Genomic DNA, 19689 nt, shown 5'->3' with positions numbered 1-19689 from the left:
GTAAGGTGAAAATAATATCACCTTACTTATTTTTCTATTCAGTAATTAGGGGAGTCATTAACGGGATGAAAAAAAGAAAAAGACTATGGAATTTATGGAAAACGATTACATTGTTAGTTTGTACAGTTGTAATTTTTTCTTTACTTGTGACAGATATATTAATTAGTCATAATGTAGAACGGACGACGGAGGATAGCCAAGCAGAGAAAGCAAAAACAATTGCACACATTGTGGCGAATGATTCGATTGTGATCGAGGGTTTGACTGGGAAAGCAGATACTTCTGCAATCCAAACGTATACAAATAGAGTATTAAAAAACACAGGTGTTCAATTTATTGTAGTTATGGACATGAATGGAATAAGAAAATCACATCCAAATCCTCAAAAAATAGGTCATCATTTTATTGGGGGAGATGAAGGGCCTGCATTGAAAGGAATGGAACATGTATCGCTGGCAGAAGGAACTTTAGGTATTTCAATGCGAGTGTTTGTACCTGTATTTTCTGAAACAGGTGAACAACTTGGAGCGGTAGCCGTTGGTATTTCAGCAGATAATGTAAAAGAGAGAGTTAAGGAAAGTAGACATATTATTTATATTGGAGTTGGAGTTGGAGTACTAGTCGGAATGATAGGAGCAATATTACTAGCTAGACATATAAAGAAAAGTTTATTTGGGCTTGAACCTCACAGGATAGCGAAAATTCTTGAAGAAAGAAATACGATGCTACAATCTGTAAAGGAAGGTATTATTGCTGTAGATAAAGAGGCCAATGTGACTTTAATAAATAATGAGGCAAAACGATTGTTTAAGAAAAGTGGTCTTGAAGAAGATTTTATTGGTAAAGATGTTGAGTTGTATATGCCTAATTCACGTATAAAAGAAGTATTACAAACGGGAGAGGTACAATTAAACGAAGAACAAAATATTTATGGAATTACGATTGTGACGAATCGTGTTCCTTTATATGTAAAAGGAGAAATAGTTGGTGCGATTGCAACATTTCGTGATAAAACAGAGATTAGAAAATTAGCAGAAGAATTAACTGGTATTAGACTATATGCGGAAGCATTACGGGCACAATCACATGAATTTATGAATAAAATGCATGTTGTATTAGGGCTTACACACATGAAGCAGTATGAAGAATTACAGAAGTATATAAGCGGTATGGTATCAGAGCATCAATATGAAATTGGTGGGGTTATGGAAAGAATAAAAAGTCCAGTATTTGCTGGTTTTTTACTTGGGAAACTTAGCTATGCTAGAGAGAAAAATATAAAATTAATCATAAGTGAAGACTCTTACATGCCGGAAATAGATGATGAAAGTATTATTCATGAACTAATTACGATTGTCGGAAATTTAATTGATAATGCATTAGAGGCAGTGACGAATTGTGAAAAGAAGCAAGTTGAACTTGAGATACAATATGGTGATACATTAATCATTACAGTACAAGATACGGGGAAAGGTATACCAGAAGAAGAAATAGGGGCATTATTTATGAAAGGTTATTCCACAAAGGGAGATAACCGTGGTTATGGTTTGTATCTTGTAAAAGAAAGTATACAGCGAATAAATGGGGAAATTCATATGCATTCATTAGTAGGAAAGGGAACAACGATAACAATTGAAATACCTAAAGGTAGGGATGAGAGGTAAATATGATTAAAGTTTTAATTGTAGAAGATGACCCGATGGTAGCAATGTTAAATACGCATTATTTAGAGCAAGTAGGAGGATTCGAACTTATTCAAGCAGTTAACTCCGTAAAATCGGCGATAGAAGTATTAGAGGGATCACGAGTAGATTTAGTATTACTTGATATTTTTATGCCTGAAGAGACTGGATTTGAGCTTTTAATGTATATTCGGAACCAAGAAAAAGAAATCGATATTATGATGATTTCAGCTGTACATGATATGGGGAGTATTAAAAAAGCATTACAATATGGCGTAGTAGATTATTTAATTAAACCATTTACATTTGAAAGATTTAAAAAGGCGTTAACTATATATCGAGAAAAACTTACTTTCATGAAAGAACAACAAAAAATTAGTCAATCGGAATTAGATTCGTTAATTTTGCAAAAAGAAAAAAGAGAGTCTACTGTTACTAAAGAGCTTCCGAAAGGATTAACGAAGCAAACGATGCAATTAATTTGGCAGAAGATTGAGTCGCTGAATGGACGAGCGTTTACAACAGATGAAATGGCACAATTAGTTGGTGTTTCAAGGGTTTCTATTCGAAAGTATGTAATGTTTTTGACTGAAATTGGAGTATTAGAAAACGAAATGGTGTATCAACATGTAGGGAGACCGGTGAGTAAATTAAGGTGTATTGACCAAAATAAAATAGAGTTTTACATATAAGCGACTTATTATAAGTCGCTTATACTTTTTTTAATTACAAAATCAATTACAAAACTTACAAAAACTATTTTTACTATTGAAAGCGTTTTAATATTGTTATTAAGAAAACAAGGGGGTGCCATATGGGAATTCAAAAGAATATGGAAGCGGTATCATTTTCTGAAGGAAATGAAGTACAAAGAGAATCTTTCGCTTCTAAAATTATGAATGTAAAAATCGGTGTTATACCTTTACCGTTATATGTAGTATTGGCTGCTATTATTTATGGGGCATCTGTATATAATAAATTGCCAGCAGATATGATTGGTGGATTTGCAGTTATTATGATCATGGGTATTTTCTTAGGAGACATTGGGATGAGAATTCCAATTTTAAAAAATATCGGCGGTCCGGCAATACTTTCGTTATTTATTCCATCATTACTTGTATTTTTTAACTGGATGAATCCAGCTTCAATGGAAGCTGCGACTATGTTAATGAAAAAATCGAACTTCTTATATTTATATATTTCTTGTTTAGTAGTCGGAAGTATTTTAGGAATGAACCGTAAAGTGTTAGTACAAGGTTTCGTTCGTATGTTTATTCCTTTAGTAGTAGGGACGTTAGCTTCTGTAGCAGTAGGATTATTGGTCGGTTCACTATTTGGATTTGAAATGAAGCAAACATTCTTCTTCATCATCGTACCAATTGTGAGTGGTGGTATCGGGGAAGGGATTTTACCATTATCGCTAGCTTATAGTGATATTTTAAACGAATCATCAGCAACGTTTGTATCACAGCTTATTCCAGCGGCTATTATTGGAAATATGTTCGCAATCGTGAGTGCAGGGTATATGAAGCGTTTAGGTGAGAAGAAACCAGAGCTTAGTGGTAACGGTGTATTAGTGAAAACCGACAATCAAGCCGAGTTATTAAAAGAACAAAATACAGAAAAGCCAATTGACTTCTCATTAATGGGAGCAGGTTTATTAATTGCGTGTACGTTCTTCATTTTCGGAGGATTTGCTTCTAAGTTCATCGGCATTCCTGGGGCAATCATTATGATCTTCTCGGCAGCACTTGTGAAATACTTTAAATTAATGCCAGCAAAAATGGAGCAAGGTGCATTCCATTTATATAAATTCATTTCGAAGAATTTAACTTGGCCGTTAATGGTTGGACTAGGATTGCTATATATTCCGCTAAAAGACGTAGCAGCAGTTCTTTCAGTAGGATATGTTGTTGTGTGCGCATCAGTTGTTCTTACAATGGTAGCATCAGGTTTTCTTGTAGGGAAAGTGATGAAAATGTATCCAGTTGAATCAGCAATTGTAACGGGATGTCATAGTGGTTTAGGTGGAACTGGAGATGTTGCTATTTTATCAGCTTCAAATCGTATGGAATTAATGCCGTTTGCGCAAATTTCAACACGTTTAGGCGGGGCAGCAATGGTTGTAACAGCGACAATTTTATTAAAAATGTTTTCATAATCAAACAAGCTAGCTATATTCATATAGCTAGCTTGTCAAATTAAGGGGAGATTATAAGTATGTTAGAAAATCAAATTAATGAAAGATCATTGTTACTGCATAAAGAATTAGTAGGGAAAATTGAAATTACAAGTAAAGTAGAAGTAAATTCAGCGGATGATTTAAGCCTGACATATACACCAGGTGTAGCAGAGTCTTGCAAAGCAATTGCGGCGGATGAAGAAACAGTGTATGACTATACAGCACGCGGTAATATGGTGGCAGTTGTCTCAGATGGAACTGCGGTACTTGGTTTAGGGAATATTGGACCGAAAGCAGCTATGCCTGTTATGGAAGGAAAGAGTATTTTATTTAAGAAATTTGCGAATGTAGATGCTTTCCCGTTATGTTTAGGTACAACTGATGTGGATGAAATCGTTACCCTTGTAAAAAATTTAGAGCCTACGTTTGCAGGAATTAATTTAGAAGATATTGCAGCACCACGTTGTTTTGAAATTGAAAAGCGATTAAAAGAAGAAACGAATATTCCTGTATTTCATGATGATCAACATGGAACAGCTATTGTCGTTTTAGCAGCTGTTATTAATGCATTAAAGGTTGTTAGCAAACAAATGGATAATGTAAAAATCGTTATTAACGGTGCGGGTTCGGCAGGAATTGCAATTGGGAAACTATTATTAAAGGCTGGTGCAAAGCACATTACGTTAGTTAGCTTAGAAGGTATTGTTTGTGAAGGTGAAACATGGATGAACGAAGCGCAAATTGAAGTTTCGAAAAAGACAAATCGAGAACATGTGCGTGGAACGTTGAAAGAAGCAATTCACCAAGCTGATATTTTTATTGGCGTATCTGCTCCTAACGTATTAACGAAAGAACTTGTACAGACGATGAATGAGAAAGCAATTGTGTTTGCAATGGCGAATCCAATTCCGGAAATCTTCCCTGAGGATGCATTAGAGGCTGGGGCAGCTGTAGTAGGAACTGGGCGCTCGGATTATGCGAATCAAGTAAATAATGTATTGGCGTTTCCCGGAATATTCCGCGGTGCGTTAGATGTGCGCGCGACAGATATTACAGAAGAGATGAAATTAGCGGCAGCATATGGGATCGCTAACATCATTACGGAAGAAGAACGTAATGCGAATTATGTAATCCCGAATCCGTTAGATAAAAGAGTTGTTCCAAGTGTTGCGGAAGCTGTAGCGAAAGCAGCCATTGAGTCAGGTGTGGCACAAATTACAGAAATGCCAAGTTATTAATAGCTAGAAGCAGTGCCTAAAAGGCACTGCTTTTTTGAGATAAGAAATCAAAATAATGAAGGAGTGTAAAATTATTTATTTTTGTTTCTTCACTATTTATTTAATTCCATTGCAACTTGTTTACCATTTACTAAAACCTCAGTTACTGCTACGATCACTTTTGTCATTTTTTTCATCTCTCATCTCTCCTTGTGTCATTTCTTACTTTAAGTATAAGAGAAGAGAGATACTTAAACTATCGAAGTATATGACTTAGAAATTACATTGTTGTAAGAAAGTGTTTTAGTTTTGTCACTTTATTCAGCAGTAATTACAAACTGATCATAATATTTTTCATTTACATATATATTTAATACCCATAATCCAGATGAAGGTAGTGACATAGTGAGAGGGAGTTCGTTTGTAGTGGAATCGATTGTATTTGAAGTAGTCCAAGTTGGTTTGGAAGTTTCTTGTTGAAAGAGTACTGGTGTTGGAGTTACTGATCCTTGCTTTAGTGCAATAATAGATAGTTTTCCAGTTGGCATTTCAGGATCTAAAAAGTACCACATCATTTCGTTATTTTCATTTGCGATAATAGGGCTATCAGCCATTGCGATTTTGTCTTCGATACCTCTTAAAGGTATTTTTTCTTGTATGAAGGAGGGTGTTTCTTCCCAATTTACATCTTTTAAAACGCTAAGGTGAAAGAAGGAAGGTGCATTAACTTGAGTGGATGACGTTGCGATAGTTTCTTTTTTAGGTTTTTCTAAATCAGGTTGCGCTTGTGTGCATCCAGCGATGAGAAAGGAGAAAAGTAGCATAGTTCCGATTTTTTTCATGGTGTCACACTCCTAATTTTTATTGTTAGTGTAATTGTATTTGCCAGAAAGCGGGACAATTCCTTTAAAACGTCAAAAGAGGTCGTAAGTTTTGTACGACCTCTTTTGACATTTTCTATATTTGTTCAGTTGAAAAGGTAGGTTCATTCTCTTTTTGTGGCATCGTTAAGAAAATAACAGAAAGAACGATACATAAGCCGCCTAATAATTGATAGGCTCCAAAGGATTCATTCAGCCAAGCGATTGAAACGATGGCAGCTACAAGTGGTTCAATACTAGATAAAATGCTTGTTTCTGTTGCTGTTAAATATTTCAGACTACCGATATAAAGGAGGAAAGAAAGAGTGCCACTTATGATGATAAGAATAAGCATAGAAAATGTTTTTAGTGTAAAAGTTTGTGCAAGCTGATTCCATCCAAACGAGCGATTACAAATAAGCAGGGCGATGCCACCGATTAACATCCCCCAGCCAATTACTACAGTTGTTCCGCATTCTTTAATAAGAGAGGCTGGATGAAGGGTATAAAATGCAAATCCAATTGCTGTTAATAGACCAAAAATAATGGCTTCTTTTGATAAAACAATATTTTCAATTGAACCATTTGTAATAATAAAGTATGTCCCCGTTAGTGCTGTTATAATTGCGAGCAGTTGCATAGAAGCCGGGAATTTTTTTTGTCCAAATGCGACATAAATGGTAATAAGAACGGGGCCAAGAAATTGAAATAATGTCGCTGTAACCGCGTTACTAATATGAACTGTTTCAATAAAGGCGTATTGCGCACCGAGCATGCCGAGAATAGAGAAAATAATAAGTTGTATAGAATGTTTAGGGTGTTTCCAAATTTGAAATATGCTTTGTTTCTTTATAAGTAAGAAAGATAAAATAAATATTCCCGCAAGCAATAAGCGAATTGTTAAAAAATCAACTGATGATACGTTAGTATGTTGAAATAGCCACTGAATCATCGGGCCAGATAATCCCCATAAGGTAGCTCCTGTAATAATCATAATGAGTCCAATCCGTCTACTATTGTTCATGATCATGTTTCTCCTCTCCGGTATTTGATTTTTTATGTGTGACATGATAAAAGGAATTATATATAACTTCTGGTACTGTAAAAAGTATCAGATTTCGGTTTTATTAAGGGGTCAGATATGATGTTAGAATTAACGCCTAATTTAAATATGAATAGTAAAAAGGCATTGTACGTACAATTGTATGAGTATATAAAAAAAGAAATTAAAGATGGAACGATTCCGGCTTTTACAAAATTACCTGCAAAAAGAAAGCTGGCGAGCTATTTACAAGTGAGTAAGAATACAGTAGAAGCAGCTTATGAGCAATTACTCGCAGAAGGTTATATTGAATCGGCGTCGAGAAAAGGTTATTTTGTATGTGAAATTGAACAAATGGTTTATGTAGAAGGAAGTGAAGCGAAAGTAGAAGAGGTTCCGTTTAGGGAGGAGAACTATACATTTGATTTCACTCAAACAGGAGTTGATACGAATACGTTTCCGTTCAATACGTACCGCAAGCTTATAAATGATGTATGGCAGCCACATAATAATGAGTTGCTTTTTCTTGGACACCCTCAAGGAGAATTGATCCTGAGGGAGGAAATTGCGAGCTATTTGTATGAATCTAGAGGTGTGCGTTGCTCAGCTAGTCAAATTGTATTAGGAGCGGGAACACAAATATTAGTGAAGTTACTTTTTCAATTGTTGAAGGGAAGTAATTATGCAGTTGAAAACCCAGGTTATCATAGGAAAATGGTCGTTTTTGAACAAGGAGAAAAGAAGGTTCAAATGTTGTCTTTGGATAGAGACGGAATTTGTATGGCAGATTTAGAAAATAGCGATGCAAATGTTGTATTTGTAACTCCTTCTCATCAGTTTCCATATGGAATGATTATGCCTATTACGAGAAGGACGCAGCTTTTACAATGGGCGAAGAAAGAGGAAGACAGATATATTATTGAAGATGATTACGATAGTGAATTTCGTTATTCAGGAAAGCCAATTCCGGCACTACAAGGTTTAGATACAGATGGGAAAGTTATTTATATGGGGACGCTCTCAAAAGCTTTGTTGCCCTCATTACGGATGAGCTATATCGTATTACCGAAGCATTTAATTGAAAAATATCAAAAGGAATATTTGTTTTATACACAAAGTGTTTCAAGAATGGACCAAGAAGTGATTAGAAAGTTTTTAAATGAAGGTTATTGGGAAAAACATATTCATAAAATGCGTGTCGTTTACCGGAAAAAGAGGGATCGACTCGTCTTTGAAATAGAAAAGCATTTCTCTAATCGTGTTGAAGTGATAGGAGAAGATTCGGGATTGCACATTTTATTAAAAGTGCATAATGGAATGCGAGAAGAGGAACTCATTCAAGAAGCGGCAAAATATAGTATTAAAGTATATCCTGTTTCTACGTACTATAAAGACGGTACTGCGCCTGAAAATGTAGTTTTACTTGGGTTTGCGATTTTATCAGAAGAAGAAATTGCGAAAGCGATTCAATTATTACATAAGGCATGGTGTACAAGAAAGTAAAAAAACATCCTCCAAGCATGAGGATGTTTTTTATTATTTATTTTCATCTAAGAATAAGACCATATGCTCTTCGTCCCAATATTGTCCGTTATATTTTAATGAACGTTCTTGTACACCGAATGTTTTAAATCCTAATGATTCATAAAGTTTTTTTGCTCCATCGTTGCCGACAACAACATCAAGCATAACTTGTTCTACCTCTAAAGATTTAGCAAGTTCAAGACATTCTTTAATAAGTGCTTTTCCTGCTCCAAGTCCGCGTGCTTTTGGAGACACATATACAGAACCGATTTTAGCTTTATGTTCTTGTTTTACATATGGTTTCGTTTCCAGTGTTGCAACCCCGATTAATTTTCCATCTTTAAATGCACCTAGCGTATAGTTTTCATCTTGTGCTAATTTTTGTGCTTTATATTCAATTGCACACTCTTTATTAATAATATCTTCATAAGAAGAGCTGAAAGCTTCAGGGTTTTGCTTTAATCCCTCTACACGAAGTTCTAAGTAAATTTCCGCTTCATCTTTTGTTAATACATGGATATCCAATTATATCACCCTCCAAATCTTTGACAAATGTACCTTTATTTTATATTGAAATAAGAATAATTTCAAAAGCTTAGCTTATATGAGCTGATTTTATGAACAAAATAACACCAGTAGTGTTTACTACTACTGGTGTTTTCACACGTATCTTATTCAAAAGGTAGTTCAATTATAAAGCTTGTTCCTACTCCTAATTTGCTTTTTACTAGAATGGAACCGTTATGCAATTCTACAATTTCTTTTGCGACAGCTAGTCCGATACCTTTTCCTCCAGTAGCTCTCGTTCTGGATTTATCAACGCGATAAAAACGATCGAAAATATGTGAGATATCTTCTTCAGGAATACCTTCTCCTTCATCGTCTACACTTATTGTAAAAGAATCTGTTTCCGTGCGTACACGTATCGTAATAGATGTGTTTTCTGGCGAATGTTGATAAGCATTGTGTAATAAATTTAACATAACTTGCTCCATACGTCTTTCGTCTATGCAAACTTCTAAATCATCTTTGCAATATACATGGAGTTGCATTTGTTTATTTGTTAATGTTGTTTTTGTTTTTTCAATCATTCGTTCTAAAAATGGTTTAAGGATTACTTTTTGTTTTTTGATAACAAACTGGTGTTGTTCTAACTGTACAAGCATAAATAAATCTTGGACGAGATCAGTGACACTATCTGTTTCATCCTCAATGATTTGCAAGTATTCTTCTCGCTCTTCTTTCGTTAAAGAGTCTCTCTTTGCTACCTTCGCATAACCTTTCATATAGGTCAATGGAGTTAATAGTTCATGGGCGACACTAGCGAGAAATTCATTGCGTTCTTTTTTCATATAAGTTAGTTCACTTGATAAATCTTCAATCGTTTTTGCTAAGCTCCCAAGTTCATCATTCCGTTTAATACCTAAGTGAATTGGCGTATTTAATTTTGACATTTTTTCTGTGGCCCTCTTCATTTTTATAAGAGGTTCTGTAATAACACGAGAAAAAACAAAGACAGAAATAGTTGTTAAAATAATTGTTAAAACACTAATGATAAGGAATTGGTTCATGAGTTTAAGTAACATATTTTCTAAGAAAGATGTTTTTAATAACATATATAACTTTCCTTGAAACTTTGTTGTGTTAAGTGGGCTTACTGTTGTGATGAATTTTGATTTTTTCCAGTTTCTTTCGACGATTAATCCGCTTTCTGGGACAGATTCTGTTTTACAAGTAAGTTGTTTTTGCATTTCTTTTGTTACGGGTTCTGAGGTGGAAATAATTTTGCCGTTATGGTCAGTAATAATGATAGCTATATCGGAGTTAGAAATTGATTCCGATTCAACTAAGTGTGCAGCCGCATTTGCAATCTCGAACTCAGGGTACACGGGGCGTTTAGGATTTTTATTGTGTTCAGCGTGTTGCATTTCTTTATAATATTCATCCCGTCTCTCGCGAATTTTAATTTTTTTACTATAGCGATTACCTTTTTCTAAAAGAGCAAGTGTTTCTTCTTCAATCCGCATTGTTGAAATGCTTTTGTAAAAAGAAACGAAAGCAATTGTTTCGATGCATAAAGCTAATAATAAAAAGTATGTCCCGATTTTAAGGGAAAGTTTGCTCATGTTCTCACCATACCTTATTCATAATAAACGGTCAGTGGTAAGATATTTTCCACTGACCGAAGTAATTATTCACTTTTCCATTTATATCCGACTTTATAGACAGTTTCTAAGTAATTTTCAACTGGAAATCCTTTTTTGCGTAATTTATCACGGATATTGCGAATATGTGAATCGATTGTTCTATATTCAATGTCTGTTTCATAACCCCAAATTTTTTCGATTAAATCATCTCGGCTATAAGCACGATTTGTATTTTGTAAAAATAGTCCAAGTAACGAAAACTCGATAGGAGTTAGTGAAATTTTTTCGTCATATACTGTGACAGTATGTTTCGTTTTATCCCACTCAATACCATTGAAGCTAACGAAGCCATCTTTCTTTGTACGGCGTAATATAGCCTCAATTCTTGCAACTAATACATGCTCATCAAATGGTTTTGTAATATAGTCGTCCGCGCCCATAGTGAGGCCTTTCACCATATCGTAATTTTGGTTACGAGCTGTTAGCATAATAATTGGAACGTTGGAAATTTGACGGATTTGATAGCAAGTATCCCAGCCATCCATATTCGGCATCATAACATCTAACAAAATAATATCGAAGTCTTTTTGTTCTATTAACTTTAGTGCTTCAAGGCCAGAGGTAGCTTTCATACAAAAATAGCCACGAGGACTTAAGAACAGATCTAATAATCGTAACATGCGTTCTTCATCGTCTACTAATAAAATTTTTACCATAATCTTGTGCACCCCAAACTGTTCATTCTACTTGTATAGTTTACATGAAAATAATAAAAAACTCTTTTTATGTGATTGAGTGGAAGAGTTATTTTTCGCTCAGAGTAATTGACATAAAAAATGCACTAGTTTTGCACAACTATTTTTTATAATAGAAAACGTAGCGACACAAAATACCCTATGTTGCGACATAACGTCATGTCATTTTATTTATAAAATGACAATTCCATTCTATTGTGTATGTGAGATAGAGAGGGTTTTCGTATTCACCTCGCATCGGATAAGAAAAATTTCCTATCTCACACTTTTTTTAAAAGGAGATCATACACATGAATCCAAAAGAAGAAATTTCAAAAAAAGAAAAGCAAGATCGTAATACGGTTGTCATGTGCATTGCCGTATCTATGGTTATTATTATAAGTTGTGTAAATAAAATTTTGGGGATTTTATAATATAAAAAAAGCTTATTGCTTCTTGAGAAGCGATAAGCTTTTTTCGTTATTAGGGGAATCGTTCTATATAATAAACCAAGGTAAAATTGCTAACCCAGAAGTTATAATTGCTGTAGTACATATTAAAAGCATAGCTCGTTTGTTTTGTCTCATGTCACATTCTCCTCTACCTATCAATTGAATGCTATACGTTCATTTCATCACTAATTAAAGTGTCACTTTATACTTTTAGTATAATGAATGGAAAGGTTTGGTACGATCGATAAAGGTGACATGAAGATTACATTGTTGTAATGAAAAAAGCACCTTCCTTAATAAGAAGATGCTTAAAACTATATCGAAGTATTAATCATTTAAGAACAGAACCATATGTTCCTCGTCCCAATATTGACCGTTATGTTTTAATGAACGCTCTTGTACGCCGTAAGTTTGGAAACCTAATGATTCATATAATTTTTTGGCACCAGCGTTACCAACTACAACATCGAGCATAAGTTGTTCTACATGTAATTTATCGGCATTTTCAATAATTGCTTTAATGAGAGCTCGTCCTGCTCCAAGGCCACGCGCTTTTGGGGAAACGAAAACGGAACCGATTTTTGCTTTATGTTCTTGTTTAATAAATGGTTTTGTTTCTAAAGTAGCAATGCCGATTAAATCGTTATCTTTGAAGACACCTAGAGTATACTTATCCGGATTGCTTAATCGTTTTGCCATAGCAGCTACAGGATCCTCATGTTTAAGAACATCTTCATAAGAAGAGCTAAAAGCTTCCGGGTTCTTCGTTAAACCTTCCATACAAACTTTTAAGTATATTTCTGCGTCCTCTGTCGTTAATAAGCGAATTTCCATAGGTGTAACCTCCTTGGTCGATTTCAAATAAAGTGAAACTTTAATCAGTGGGGTTTTCTTCATCCCCACTGATTATTAGTTGAACCAATCGGACTTTAATGGGCAGTTGATCCCACCTCAAAATTCTGTGCTTTCGCTGAATTTTGAGGTGGGGGTCTTACTGCCCATTAAAGCGGGATAAAATAAATTTATTACTTTTATAAAATTGTGTATGCGTTTTGTTAGCAGTCTCTTTTAATTTGTAAAAGAATGAAAAGATATATGCTACAATGTTTTGTTTTTAATATGTAATGAAATTATATATTAACTTTATTAACTATTCAAGTGTTTAATATATTACATTTTCATAACTAAAATAACTCCTCAACCGAGGAGTTATTTTAGTTATTCGATTGATAACCGTCAATTCGATGTGGATGTGTGTAAATATTACAAGATCCATTTCTAATAAATCCTACAACTGTAATGCCTAAATCGTGAGCGAGTTGCAATGCGAGTTTTGTTGGAGCGGATTTAGATAGAACAATTTCACATCCGATTTTTGAAACTTTAAGTAAAATTTCGGATGAAATACGCCCGCTAAATGCAATGATTTTTCCTTTAACGGATATATCGTTGCGCAAACAGTGGCCATATATTTTATCTAATGCGTTATGTCTTCCAATATCCATTCTTGATAGGAGGATATTGTTCCGATCACATAGTGCGGTATTGTGAACACCGCCGGTTTGGCGAAATGTAGTGGAAGATTGTTGTAAAGTATTCATTAAGTGAAAGCATTCTTCAGGAGTAATTTTCACGTGTATATCATGTAAATCTTTTGCCTTTGCTGCGTCGTTAACGAAAATAAAACCTTGTCTACCTTTTCCGCAGCAAGAAGTAATGTATCGTTTATTATATAAATTTTGATAGAGTGGATTTATTTTTGATGAGGTTACATGGACAATTCCGTTATCTTTTTGAACCCATAGTTCTCCAACATCTTTATAGGAAGAAATAATTCCTTCAGAAATTAAAAAACCAATTACCATATCTTCGATGTAATTTGGTGTACATACGACTGTTACATACTCTTCACCATTTAATTTAATAGTAATAGGAGATTCTGTAACAATCTCATCAAGTTGTTTTGAAAATGTACCAGATTGATAGCGTACAATTGTATAAGTCTCTTGCGTAGGCTCCATATTAAATTCCCCTTTTATATGTATTTCTCTCCCATATTTATCATAAAACAATAGGGAAATAAAAACACCTATTAGCAAGAAGATCACAGATTATTTTGGTTATTATTGTATATGTACGATATAATAGAACAGTAGAATAGTGATATTTTCAAGCTTTCGTAGTTATACCTTATAACACCTAGAATCGACTTCATAAGAAAAGTATTTGCGCAGAGCGTTTCAAAAATATGTACAGTAATGCGATTTTGAAAACGGATTCATAATCGAATTTTGTACAGTTGGTTGTAAGGAGAGGGGAAACTATGGCAGAACAGACAGTCCGTGTAACCGTGGATGGTAAAGAATTTGCCGCAGCGGGTGAAAAGACGATACTACAATTATTTAACGAGAGTAATTTGGAACATCCTCAAATTTGTCACGTACCAGAAGTAGATCCAATTCAAACTTGTGATACGTGTATTGTAGAAGTGAATGGAAAGTTAATGCGTGCTTGTTCAACGAAACTCGAGAACGGTATGCAAATTGAAAGACAGTCTCAGCGTGCAAAAGAGGCACAAACTGAGGCAATGGATCGAATATTAGAGAATCATTTATTGTATTGTACTGTTTGTGATAACAATAATGGTAACTGTAAAGTCCATAACACGGTACATATGATGGGAATTGAAGAACAGAAATATCCGTATGAGCCGAAAGTAAGTGCTTGTGAAGTGGATATGTCACATCCTTTTTATCGGTATGATCCAAATCAGTGTATTGCTTGTGGGCAGTGTGTAGAAGTATGTCAAAACTTACAGGTTAATGAAACTATATCGATAGATTGGAACTTAGATCGTCCACGTGTTATATGGGATCATGGTGTAAGTATAAATGACTCATCTTGTGTAAGTTGCGGGCAGTGTGTAACAGTATGTCCGTGTAATGCGTTAATGGAAAAATCAATGTTAGGTGAAGCTGGGTTCATGACAGGGTTAAAACCAGATGTGTTAGATCCGATGATTGATTTTGTAAAGGATGTAGAGCCTGGATATAGTAGTATTTTAGCGGTTTCAGAAGTAGAGGCTGCGATGCGTAAGACGAAAGTGAATAAAACAAAAACCGTTTGTACATTTTGTGGTGTCGGTTGTTCCTTTGAAGTATGGACGAAAGATCGCCATATACTAAAAGTTCAACCTGTTTCAGATGCACCTGTTAATGGTATTTCCACATGTGTAAAAGGAAAATTTGGATGGGACTTTGTAAATAGTGAAGATCGCATTACGAAGCCATTAATTCGCCAAGGAGATATGTTTGTTGAAGCTTCATGGGAAGAAGCATTAGAAGTTGTTGCTTCTAACATGCAGCATATTAAATCTGAATACGGCAGCGATGCATTTGGATTTATTTCTTCTTCGAAAGTAACAAATGAAGAAAATTACCTTATGCAAAAACTAGCTCGTCAAATATATGGAACGAATAATGTGGACAACTGCTCCCGTTATTGCCAATCTCCAGCGACAGACGGTTTATTTAAAACTGTCGGTATGGGCGGGGATGCTGGAACAGTGAAAGATATAGCTGAAGCAGGCCTTGTCATTATCGTTGGTGCGAATCCAACAGAAGGACACCCTGTACTTGCGACGCGTGTAAAACGTGCTCATAAATTGCATGAGCAAAAACTAATTGTAGCAGACCTACGTAAACATGAAATGGCAGAGCGTGCGGATTTATTTATTCACCCGCGCCAAGGTACGGATTACGTATGGCTTGCTGGTATTACGAAATATATTATTGATCAAGATTGGCACGATAAAAAGTTTTTAGCTGAAAATGTGAAGAACTTTGATGAATATAGCAAAATGTTAGAAAAGTATACGCTTGATTATACAGAAGAAATTACGGGGATTTCAAAAGGAAATCTGAAAGAAATGGCTCGTATGGTATATGAAGCAGATGGTACTTGTATACTTTGGGGAATGGGTGTAACGCAAAATACAGGAGGAAGTACAACATCGGCAGCAATTTCAAATTTACTGCTTGTTACGGGTAACTATCGTCGTCCTGGTGCAGGTGCATATCCATTACGAGGGCATAATAACGTACAAGGTGCTTGTGATATGGCAACATTACCAAACTGGCTTCCTGGTTATCAAGCGGTATCAGATGATACGCTTCGTGCGAAGTTTGAAAAAGCGTACGGCACAACTATTCCGAAAGCACCAGGGTTAAATAATATTGCAATGTTACTTGCGGCGGAAGAAGGAAAACTACGTGGTATGTATGTCATGGGTGAAGAAATGGCTTTAGTCGATTCCAATGCGAACCATGTGCAACATATTTTAGCGAATTTAGACTTCCTCGTTGTTCAAGATATGTTCCTATCAAAAACAGCTCGTTTTGCTGATGTTATTTTACCAGCGGCACCAAGCTTAGAAAAAGAAGGAACGTTTACGAATACAGAGCGCCGCATTCAAAGATTATATGAAGTATTGAAACCACTAGGTGATTCCAAACCAGACTGGTGGATTTTACAAAAAGTTGCTCGTGCACTAGGCGGGGATTGGAATTATGAAAGTCCAAGTGAAATTATGGATGAAATCGCGTCACTTGCACCGTTATATTCTCAAGCAACTTACGACCGTCTAGAAGGTTGGAATAGTTTATGTTGGGGTAGTCATGATGGTAGTGATACACCGCTATTATATGTAGACGGATTTAACTTCCCAGATAAACTTGCTCGTTTATCATTAGATGAATGGGTACCACCGGTTGTAGCGCCAGATGAGTATGATTTACTTTTAAATAATGGACGCATGCTAGAACATTTCCATGAAGGGAATATGACGAATAAATCAGCTGGTATTTTATCTAAAGTATCTGAAGTATTCGTTGAAATTTCACCTGAACTTGCCTTAGAGCGCAATGTGAAAGATGGTGGACTTGTAGAATTAGCATCACCATTTGGAAAAATTAAAGTACAAGCGCTTATTACTGACCGTGTAACGGGGAAAGAGCTATATTTACCAATGCATGCAACGATAAATGAAGAAGCGATTAATATTTTAACTGGGACGGCAACAGACTTGTATACGTGTACACCGGCGTATAAACAAACGATGGTGAAAATGCGTGTATTACGTGAAAAAGGAAACCGTCCGTTACCATCTTCAAACCCGCGAGATAAAAAGCGTAATCCGCAAAATGGTGTTGAAATTGAGCAAAAATGGCAAAGAAAACAATACGTATCACTTGTGGACTAGGGGGCGGAGATAGTGGCGAAAGAAATTACGTTAATAAAAAAGAAAGTTGTAACAGAGGAAGAACAGAAACAGCAAGTAGCAGATGAACTTCTAAATGAGCTATCTAATAATCGCGAAGCAGTAGAAGAAACGATGCAGCTTTTAGCACAATTGCAGAAGGCTGGTATATTAGATGCGGCGATTAGTTTACTCGCTGCGAAAGAGGATGTTTCAAAAATCGCTGTGGAGCAATTAAATCGTGAACCAGTTAAAAATGCACTCAACAACATGATGGGAGCGGGAGAAGCGCTATCCTCAGTTGACCCAGAAGTAACAAAGCAAATCACATCGAGTTTAGTCACTGGATTGCAATTTGCAACAGATGAATTAAAGAGTGGTAAAAAAACAAAAGTAATGGATTTCTTTAAAGTGTTAAAAGATCCAGATATTAATAGAGCCATTACATTTGGTTTTAGTTTCTTGAAAGCATTTGGACAAGGATTAGAGAAAAAATAGAGTGAAATGAAAAAGTGATGGGAAGTAGCCATCACTTTTTTCATTGTATGTATAAGAGTGTTCATGTTAAGCGGAATATATTATTATTAAAGGGATGGGTTAGAAATGGAAATGTGGAATCCATCTCAAAAATCGTTTTAGAATGTGGAGGAATATATGCAACACCGTAAAAGACTATCTATACCAGGAGTAATGAGACATTCCTTTCAAACTGTTAGATTTGCCTTTTGGAATGTGCTAACATTCCAACTTGCTTATAAATTGTTAGCAGCGATTGTGTTTATCCCACTTTTCGGTATTATTTTCAATAAGTTGTTGTACTTTGGTGGGTATGCAAATGCAACAAATGATGAGTTATTAGCATTTTTAAAAACACCATACGGGATTTTGGCGATTGTAATTTTATCTATATTGGCATTGTTCCTTATCTTTACAGAGTTTGCAGTACTCATTATCATTTCGTACTTCGCTCATAAAAGGCAAAAGGTGAGATTACGTCCAATTCTGTATAAAACAGTAACGTATTTACCTTCCCTGTTTACATATTGCTTACCTGGCTTTGTTTTGTATGCAGTTGTACTATTACCACTATTAAGTATGGGATATAAATCTGCATTGATTCCTGAGATTCAAATTCCTAATTTTATTACAGGTGAACTATTTAAGACAACAATGGGGCAAGTTGGGTATTATACTTTCTTTGCTGTAGTTGCCTATTTAAATCTTCGTTGGATTTTTGTTTTACCTATTATCGTTTTAGAGCAAAAGCCGTTCCGCACGGCAGCACGCAAAAGCGCAAACTTAGTAAAAGAAAGCTTCTTTAAAGTATTGTTCTTTTTAGTAGGTTTTTTCATATCTGTAGGAATCGTCTTTCTTTTATGTGTAGGAATTTATTTGCTTTGTCTGTGGGGAGTATATGAATTTACAAACCCCGAAGGGACATTTGCACTACTAGCAGAGTCAACTATTTCAGTCTTCTTAACAAGTACATTGTATCTATTTAGCTTTATTATGACGCCGTTTTACATTATGGCGTTAACAAGATTGTATTTACAAAAGGTTCCGGTTGAAGATGTTTTATTAGAAGAAGGATTAGATTATTCGAAAACAAAAGCAGATAAATGTTTCTTCCAAAAACATCGTTGGAAATTTATTGGTGTATATATTGTAGGAATAATTACTGCGGGAATGGTAGTTGCCTTCATTGTGACCTTTATTACAAACACATATAAAGAGCCAATTATTATGGCTCATCGTGGTTATATTTCAAAAGGTGTAGAGAATACGAAAGAAGCTGTGCAGGGGGCTATTGATGCGAAAGCAGATTATGCTGAAATTGATGTACTGCAAACGAAAGACGGTGAACTAGCAGTTATACATGATTTGAAGCTAAAACGTCTTGCTAATGCCAATGTTCATGTGTCAGATTTAACGATGGACGAGTTAAGACAGCTTACCCTTAGTCAAGATGGGTTTTCAGGACAAATAAGTACACTTGATGAAATCATTAAGCTGGCAAAGGGGAAAATCAAGCTTAATATTGAAGTGAAGCTACATGGTGGCGAAAAAGACTTCGTAAACAAAGTATTAAAAGCGATTAAAGATAATGAATTTGAGAAACAATGTGTCATTCAAACATTACATTACCCGCTTATTAAAGAGTTTAAGCGTGCAAATTCAGATATAAAAGTCGGATATATACTGTATGCAAGTAGAGCCAACTTAAAGAATGTGAAAGCTGATTTTTACGTAGCGGAAGAATATATGTTAAATAAGAAGTTAGTAAAAGAAGCAAGGAAGTTAAATAAGCCAATTTACGTATGGACAGTAAATGATATGGAAAGTTTAAAGGGATATTATAAATTAAACGTAGATGGTATCATTACTGATTACCCTGAAGATGCACGTGAAACAATTAAGATGTTAAAAGAGCAAGAAGCGGAAGAAAGTGATTTGTTTGATAAAATTACTGAAACAACAGATGATTTATTTTCTAAGTTATTTATCAGTTACCCAGCTGCTGGCTAAATGCCTGCAGCTGTTTTTTTATAAAAAGAATATATCTCTAAAATATTGTGTAAATTAATAACTGAA

At 35.1% G+C, this 19689-nt stretch carries 16 protein-coding genes; 9 read left to right on the top strand and 7 right to left on the bottom strand.

Annotation, left to right across the window (positions count from 1 at the left end):
• Nucleotides 1-65: 65 nt before the first annotated feature.
• From AC3WVA_RS22000 to AC3WVA_RS21985, 4 genes are all read left to right on the top strand, one after another.
• Nucleotides 66-1664, top strand: a complete 1599-nt coding sequence (locus tag AC3WVA_RS22000) for a sensor histidine kinase (RefSeq protein WP_098345903.1) — start codon at nucleotides 66-68, stop codon at nucleotides 1662-1664.
• 2 nt (nucleotides 1665-1666) lie between these two features.
• Nucleotides 1667-2374 carry a response regulator gene (locus tag AC3WVA_RS21995; protein WP_048528689.1) on the top strand — a complete coding sequence of 236 codons (708 nt, stop codon included), beginning with the start codon at nucleotides 1667-1669 and terminating at the stop codon, nucleotides 2372-2374.
• Between the two features lie 122 nt (nucleotides 2375-2496).
• Nucleotides 2497-3843 carry a 2-hydroxycarboxylate transporter family protein gene (locus tag AC3WVA_RS21990; protein WP_048528688.1) on the top strand — a complete coding sequence of 449 codons (1347 nt, stop codon included), beginning with the start codon at nucleotides 2497-2499 and terminating at the stop codon, nucleotides 3841-3843.
• A 59-nt stretch (nucleotides 3844-3902) separates the two neighbouring features.
• A complete protein-coding gene (locus AC3WVA_RS21985; protein WP_098345904.1) occupies nucleotides 3903-5102 on the top strand; it encodes an NAD(P)-dependent malic enzyme in 1200 nt (399 codons plus the stop codon).
• Between the two features lie 296 nt (nucleotides 5103-5398).
• Here AC3WVA_RS21985 and AC3WVA_RS21980 read toward each other — a convergent pair whose 3' ends face one another.
• Nucleotides 5399-5923: a DUF4871 domain-containing protein gene (locus AC3WVA_RS21980; RefSeq protein ID WP_098345905.1), complete on the bottom strand. Its 525-nt coding sequence runs from the start codon at nucleotides 5921-5923 to the stop codon at nucleotides 5399-5401.
• 115 nt (nucleotides 5924-6038) lie between these two features.
• Nucleotides 6039-6965: a DMT family transporter gene (locus AC3WVA_RS21975; RefSeq protein ID WP_098521258.1), complete on the bottom strand. Its 927-nt coding sequence runs from the start codon at nucleotides 6963-6965 to the stop codon at nucleotides 6039-6041.
• A 120-nt stretch (nucleotides 6966-7085) separates the two neighbouring features.
• Here AC3WVA_RS21975 and pdxR point away from each other — a divergent pair, with 120 nt between their 5' ends.
• Entirely contained in the window at nucleotides 7086-8486 is a 1401-nt protein-coding gene (gene pdxR, locus AC3WVA_RS21970) for a MocR-like pyridoxine biosynthesis transcription factor PdxR (protein ID WP_048528713.1), read from the top strand.
• 33 nt (nucleotides 8487-8519) lie between these two features.
• On the opposite strand, the gene AC3WVA_RS21965 is transcribed toward pdxR, so the two are convergent.
• From AC3WVA_RS21965 to AC3WVA_RS21955, 3 genes are all read right to left on the bottom strand, one after another.
• Nucleotides 8520-9032 carry a GNAT family N-acetyltransferase gene (locus AC3WVA_RS21965; protein WP_000351212.1) on the bottom strand — a complete coding sequence of 171 codons (513 nt, stop codon included), beginning with the start codon at nucleotides 9030-9032 and terminating at the stop codon, nucleotides 8520-8522.
• A gap of 146 nt (nucleotides 9033-9178) precedes the next feature.
• A complete protein-coding gene (locus AC3WVA_RS21960) occupies nucleotides 9179-10633 on the bottom strand; it encodes a HAMP domain-containing sensor histidine kinase (protein WP_098345907.1) in 1455 nt (484 codons plus the stop codon).
• Between the two features lie 65 nt (nucleotides 10634-10698).
• Nucleotides 10699-11370 (bottom strand): response regulator transcription factor, encoded by a 672-nt coding sequence (locus AC3WVA_RS21955; RefSeq protein ID WP_000238949.1) that lies wholly within the window; start codon nucleotides 11368-11370, stop codon nucleotides 10699-10701.
• Nucleotides 11371-11699: 329 nt separating this feature from the next.
• On the opposite strand from AC3WVA_RS21955, the gene AC3WVA_RS21950 reads away from it, so the two are divergent.
• Nucleotides 11700-11822: a hypothetical protein gene (locus AC3WVA_RS21950; protein WP_001068388.1), complete on the top strand. Its 123-nt coding sequence runs from the start codon at nucleotides 11700-11702 to the stop codon at nucleotides 11820-11822.
• Between the two features lie 345 nt (nucleotides 11823-12167).
• Here AC3WVA_RS21950 and AC3WVA_RS21945 read toward each other — a convergent pair whose 3' ends face one another.
• Together AC3WVA_RS21945 and fdhD are read right to left on the bottom strand one after the other, a co-directional pair.
• Nucleotides 12168-12674: a GNAT family N-acetyltransferase gene (locus tag AC3WVA_RS21945; RefSeq protein WP_000405874.1), complete on the bottom strand. Its 507-nt coding sequence runs from the start codon at nucleotides 12672-12674 to the stop codon at nucleotides 12168-12170.
• A 380-nt stretch (nucleotides 12675-13054) separates the two neighbouring features.
• A complete protein-coding gene (gene fdhD, locus AC3WVA_RS21940) occupies nucleotides 13055-13861 on the bottom strand; it encodes a formate dehydrogenase accessory sulfurtransferase FdhD (protein ID WP_098521260.1) in 807 nt (268 codons plus the stop codon).
• Between the two features lie 302 nt (nucleotides 13862-14163).
• Between fdhD and fdhF the strand changes: the two genes are divergently transcribed.
• The 3 genes from fdhF (at nucleotide 14164) to AC3WVA_RS21925 (ending at nucleotide 19623) form a co-directional block, all read left to right on the top strand.
• A complete protein-coding gene (gene fdhF, locus AC3WVA_RS21935; protein WP_098345909.1) occupies nucleotides 14164-17100 on the top strand; it encodes a formate dehydrogenase subunit alpha in 2937 nt (978 codons plus the stop codon).
• 12 nt (nucleotides 17101-17112) lie between these two features.
• The gene (locus tag AC3WVA_RS21930; protein WP_001040528.1) at nucleotides 17113-17595 is read left to right on the top strand and encodes a helical membrane plugin domain-containing protein; all 483 of its coding nucleotides are present in this window, start codon (nucleotides 17113-17115) and stop codon (nucleotides 17593-17595) included.
• A gap of 156 nt (nucleotides 17596-17751) precedes the next feature.
• Nucleotides 17752-19623 carry a glycerophosphoryl diester phosphodiesterase membrane domain-containing protein gene (locus AC3WVA_RS21925; protein ID WP_048528680.1) on the top strand — a complete coding sequence of 624 codons (1872 nt, stop codon included), beginning with the start codon at nucleotides 17752-17754 and terminating at the stop codon, nucleotides 19621-19623.
• The last annotated feature ends 66 nt before the right edge of the window (nucleotides 19624-19689 follow it).

This window comes from Bacillus sp. EB106-04-02-XG92 (genome assembly GCF_058791995.1).
Note: the sequence above shows the minus strand (reverse complement) of the source record. Positions and strands in the feature narration are given on the sequence as shown.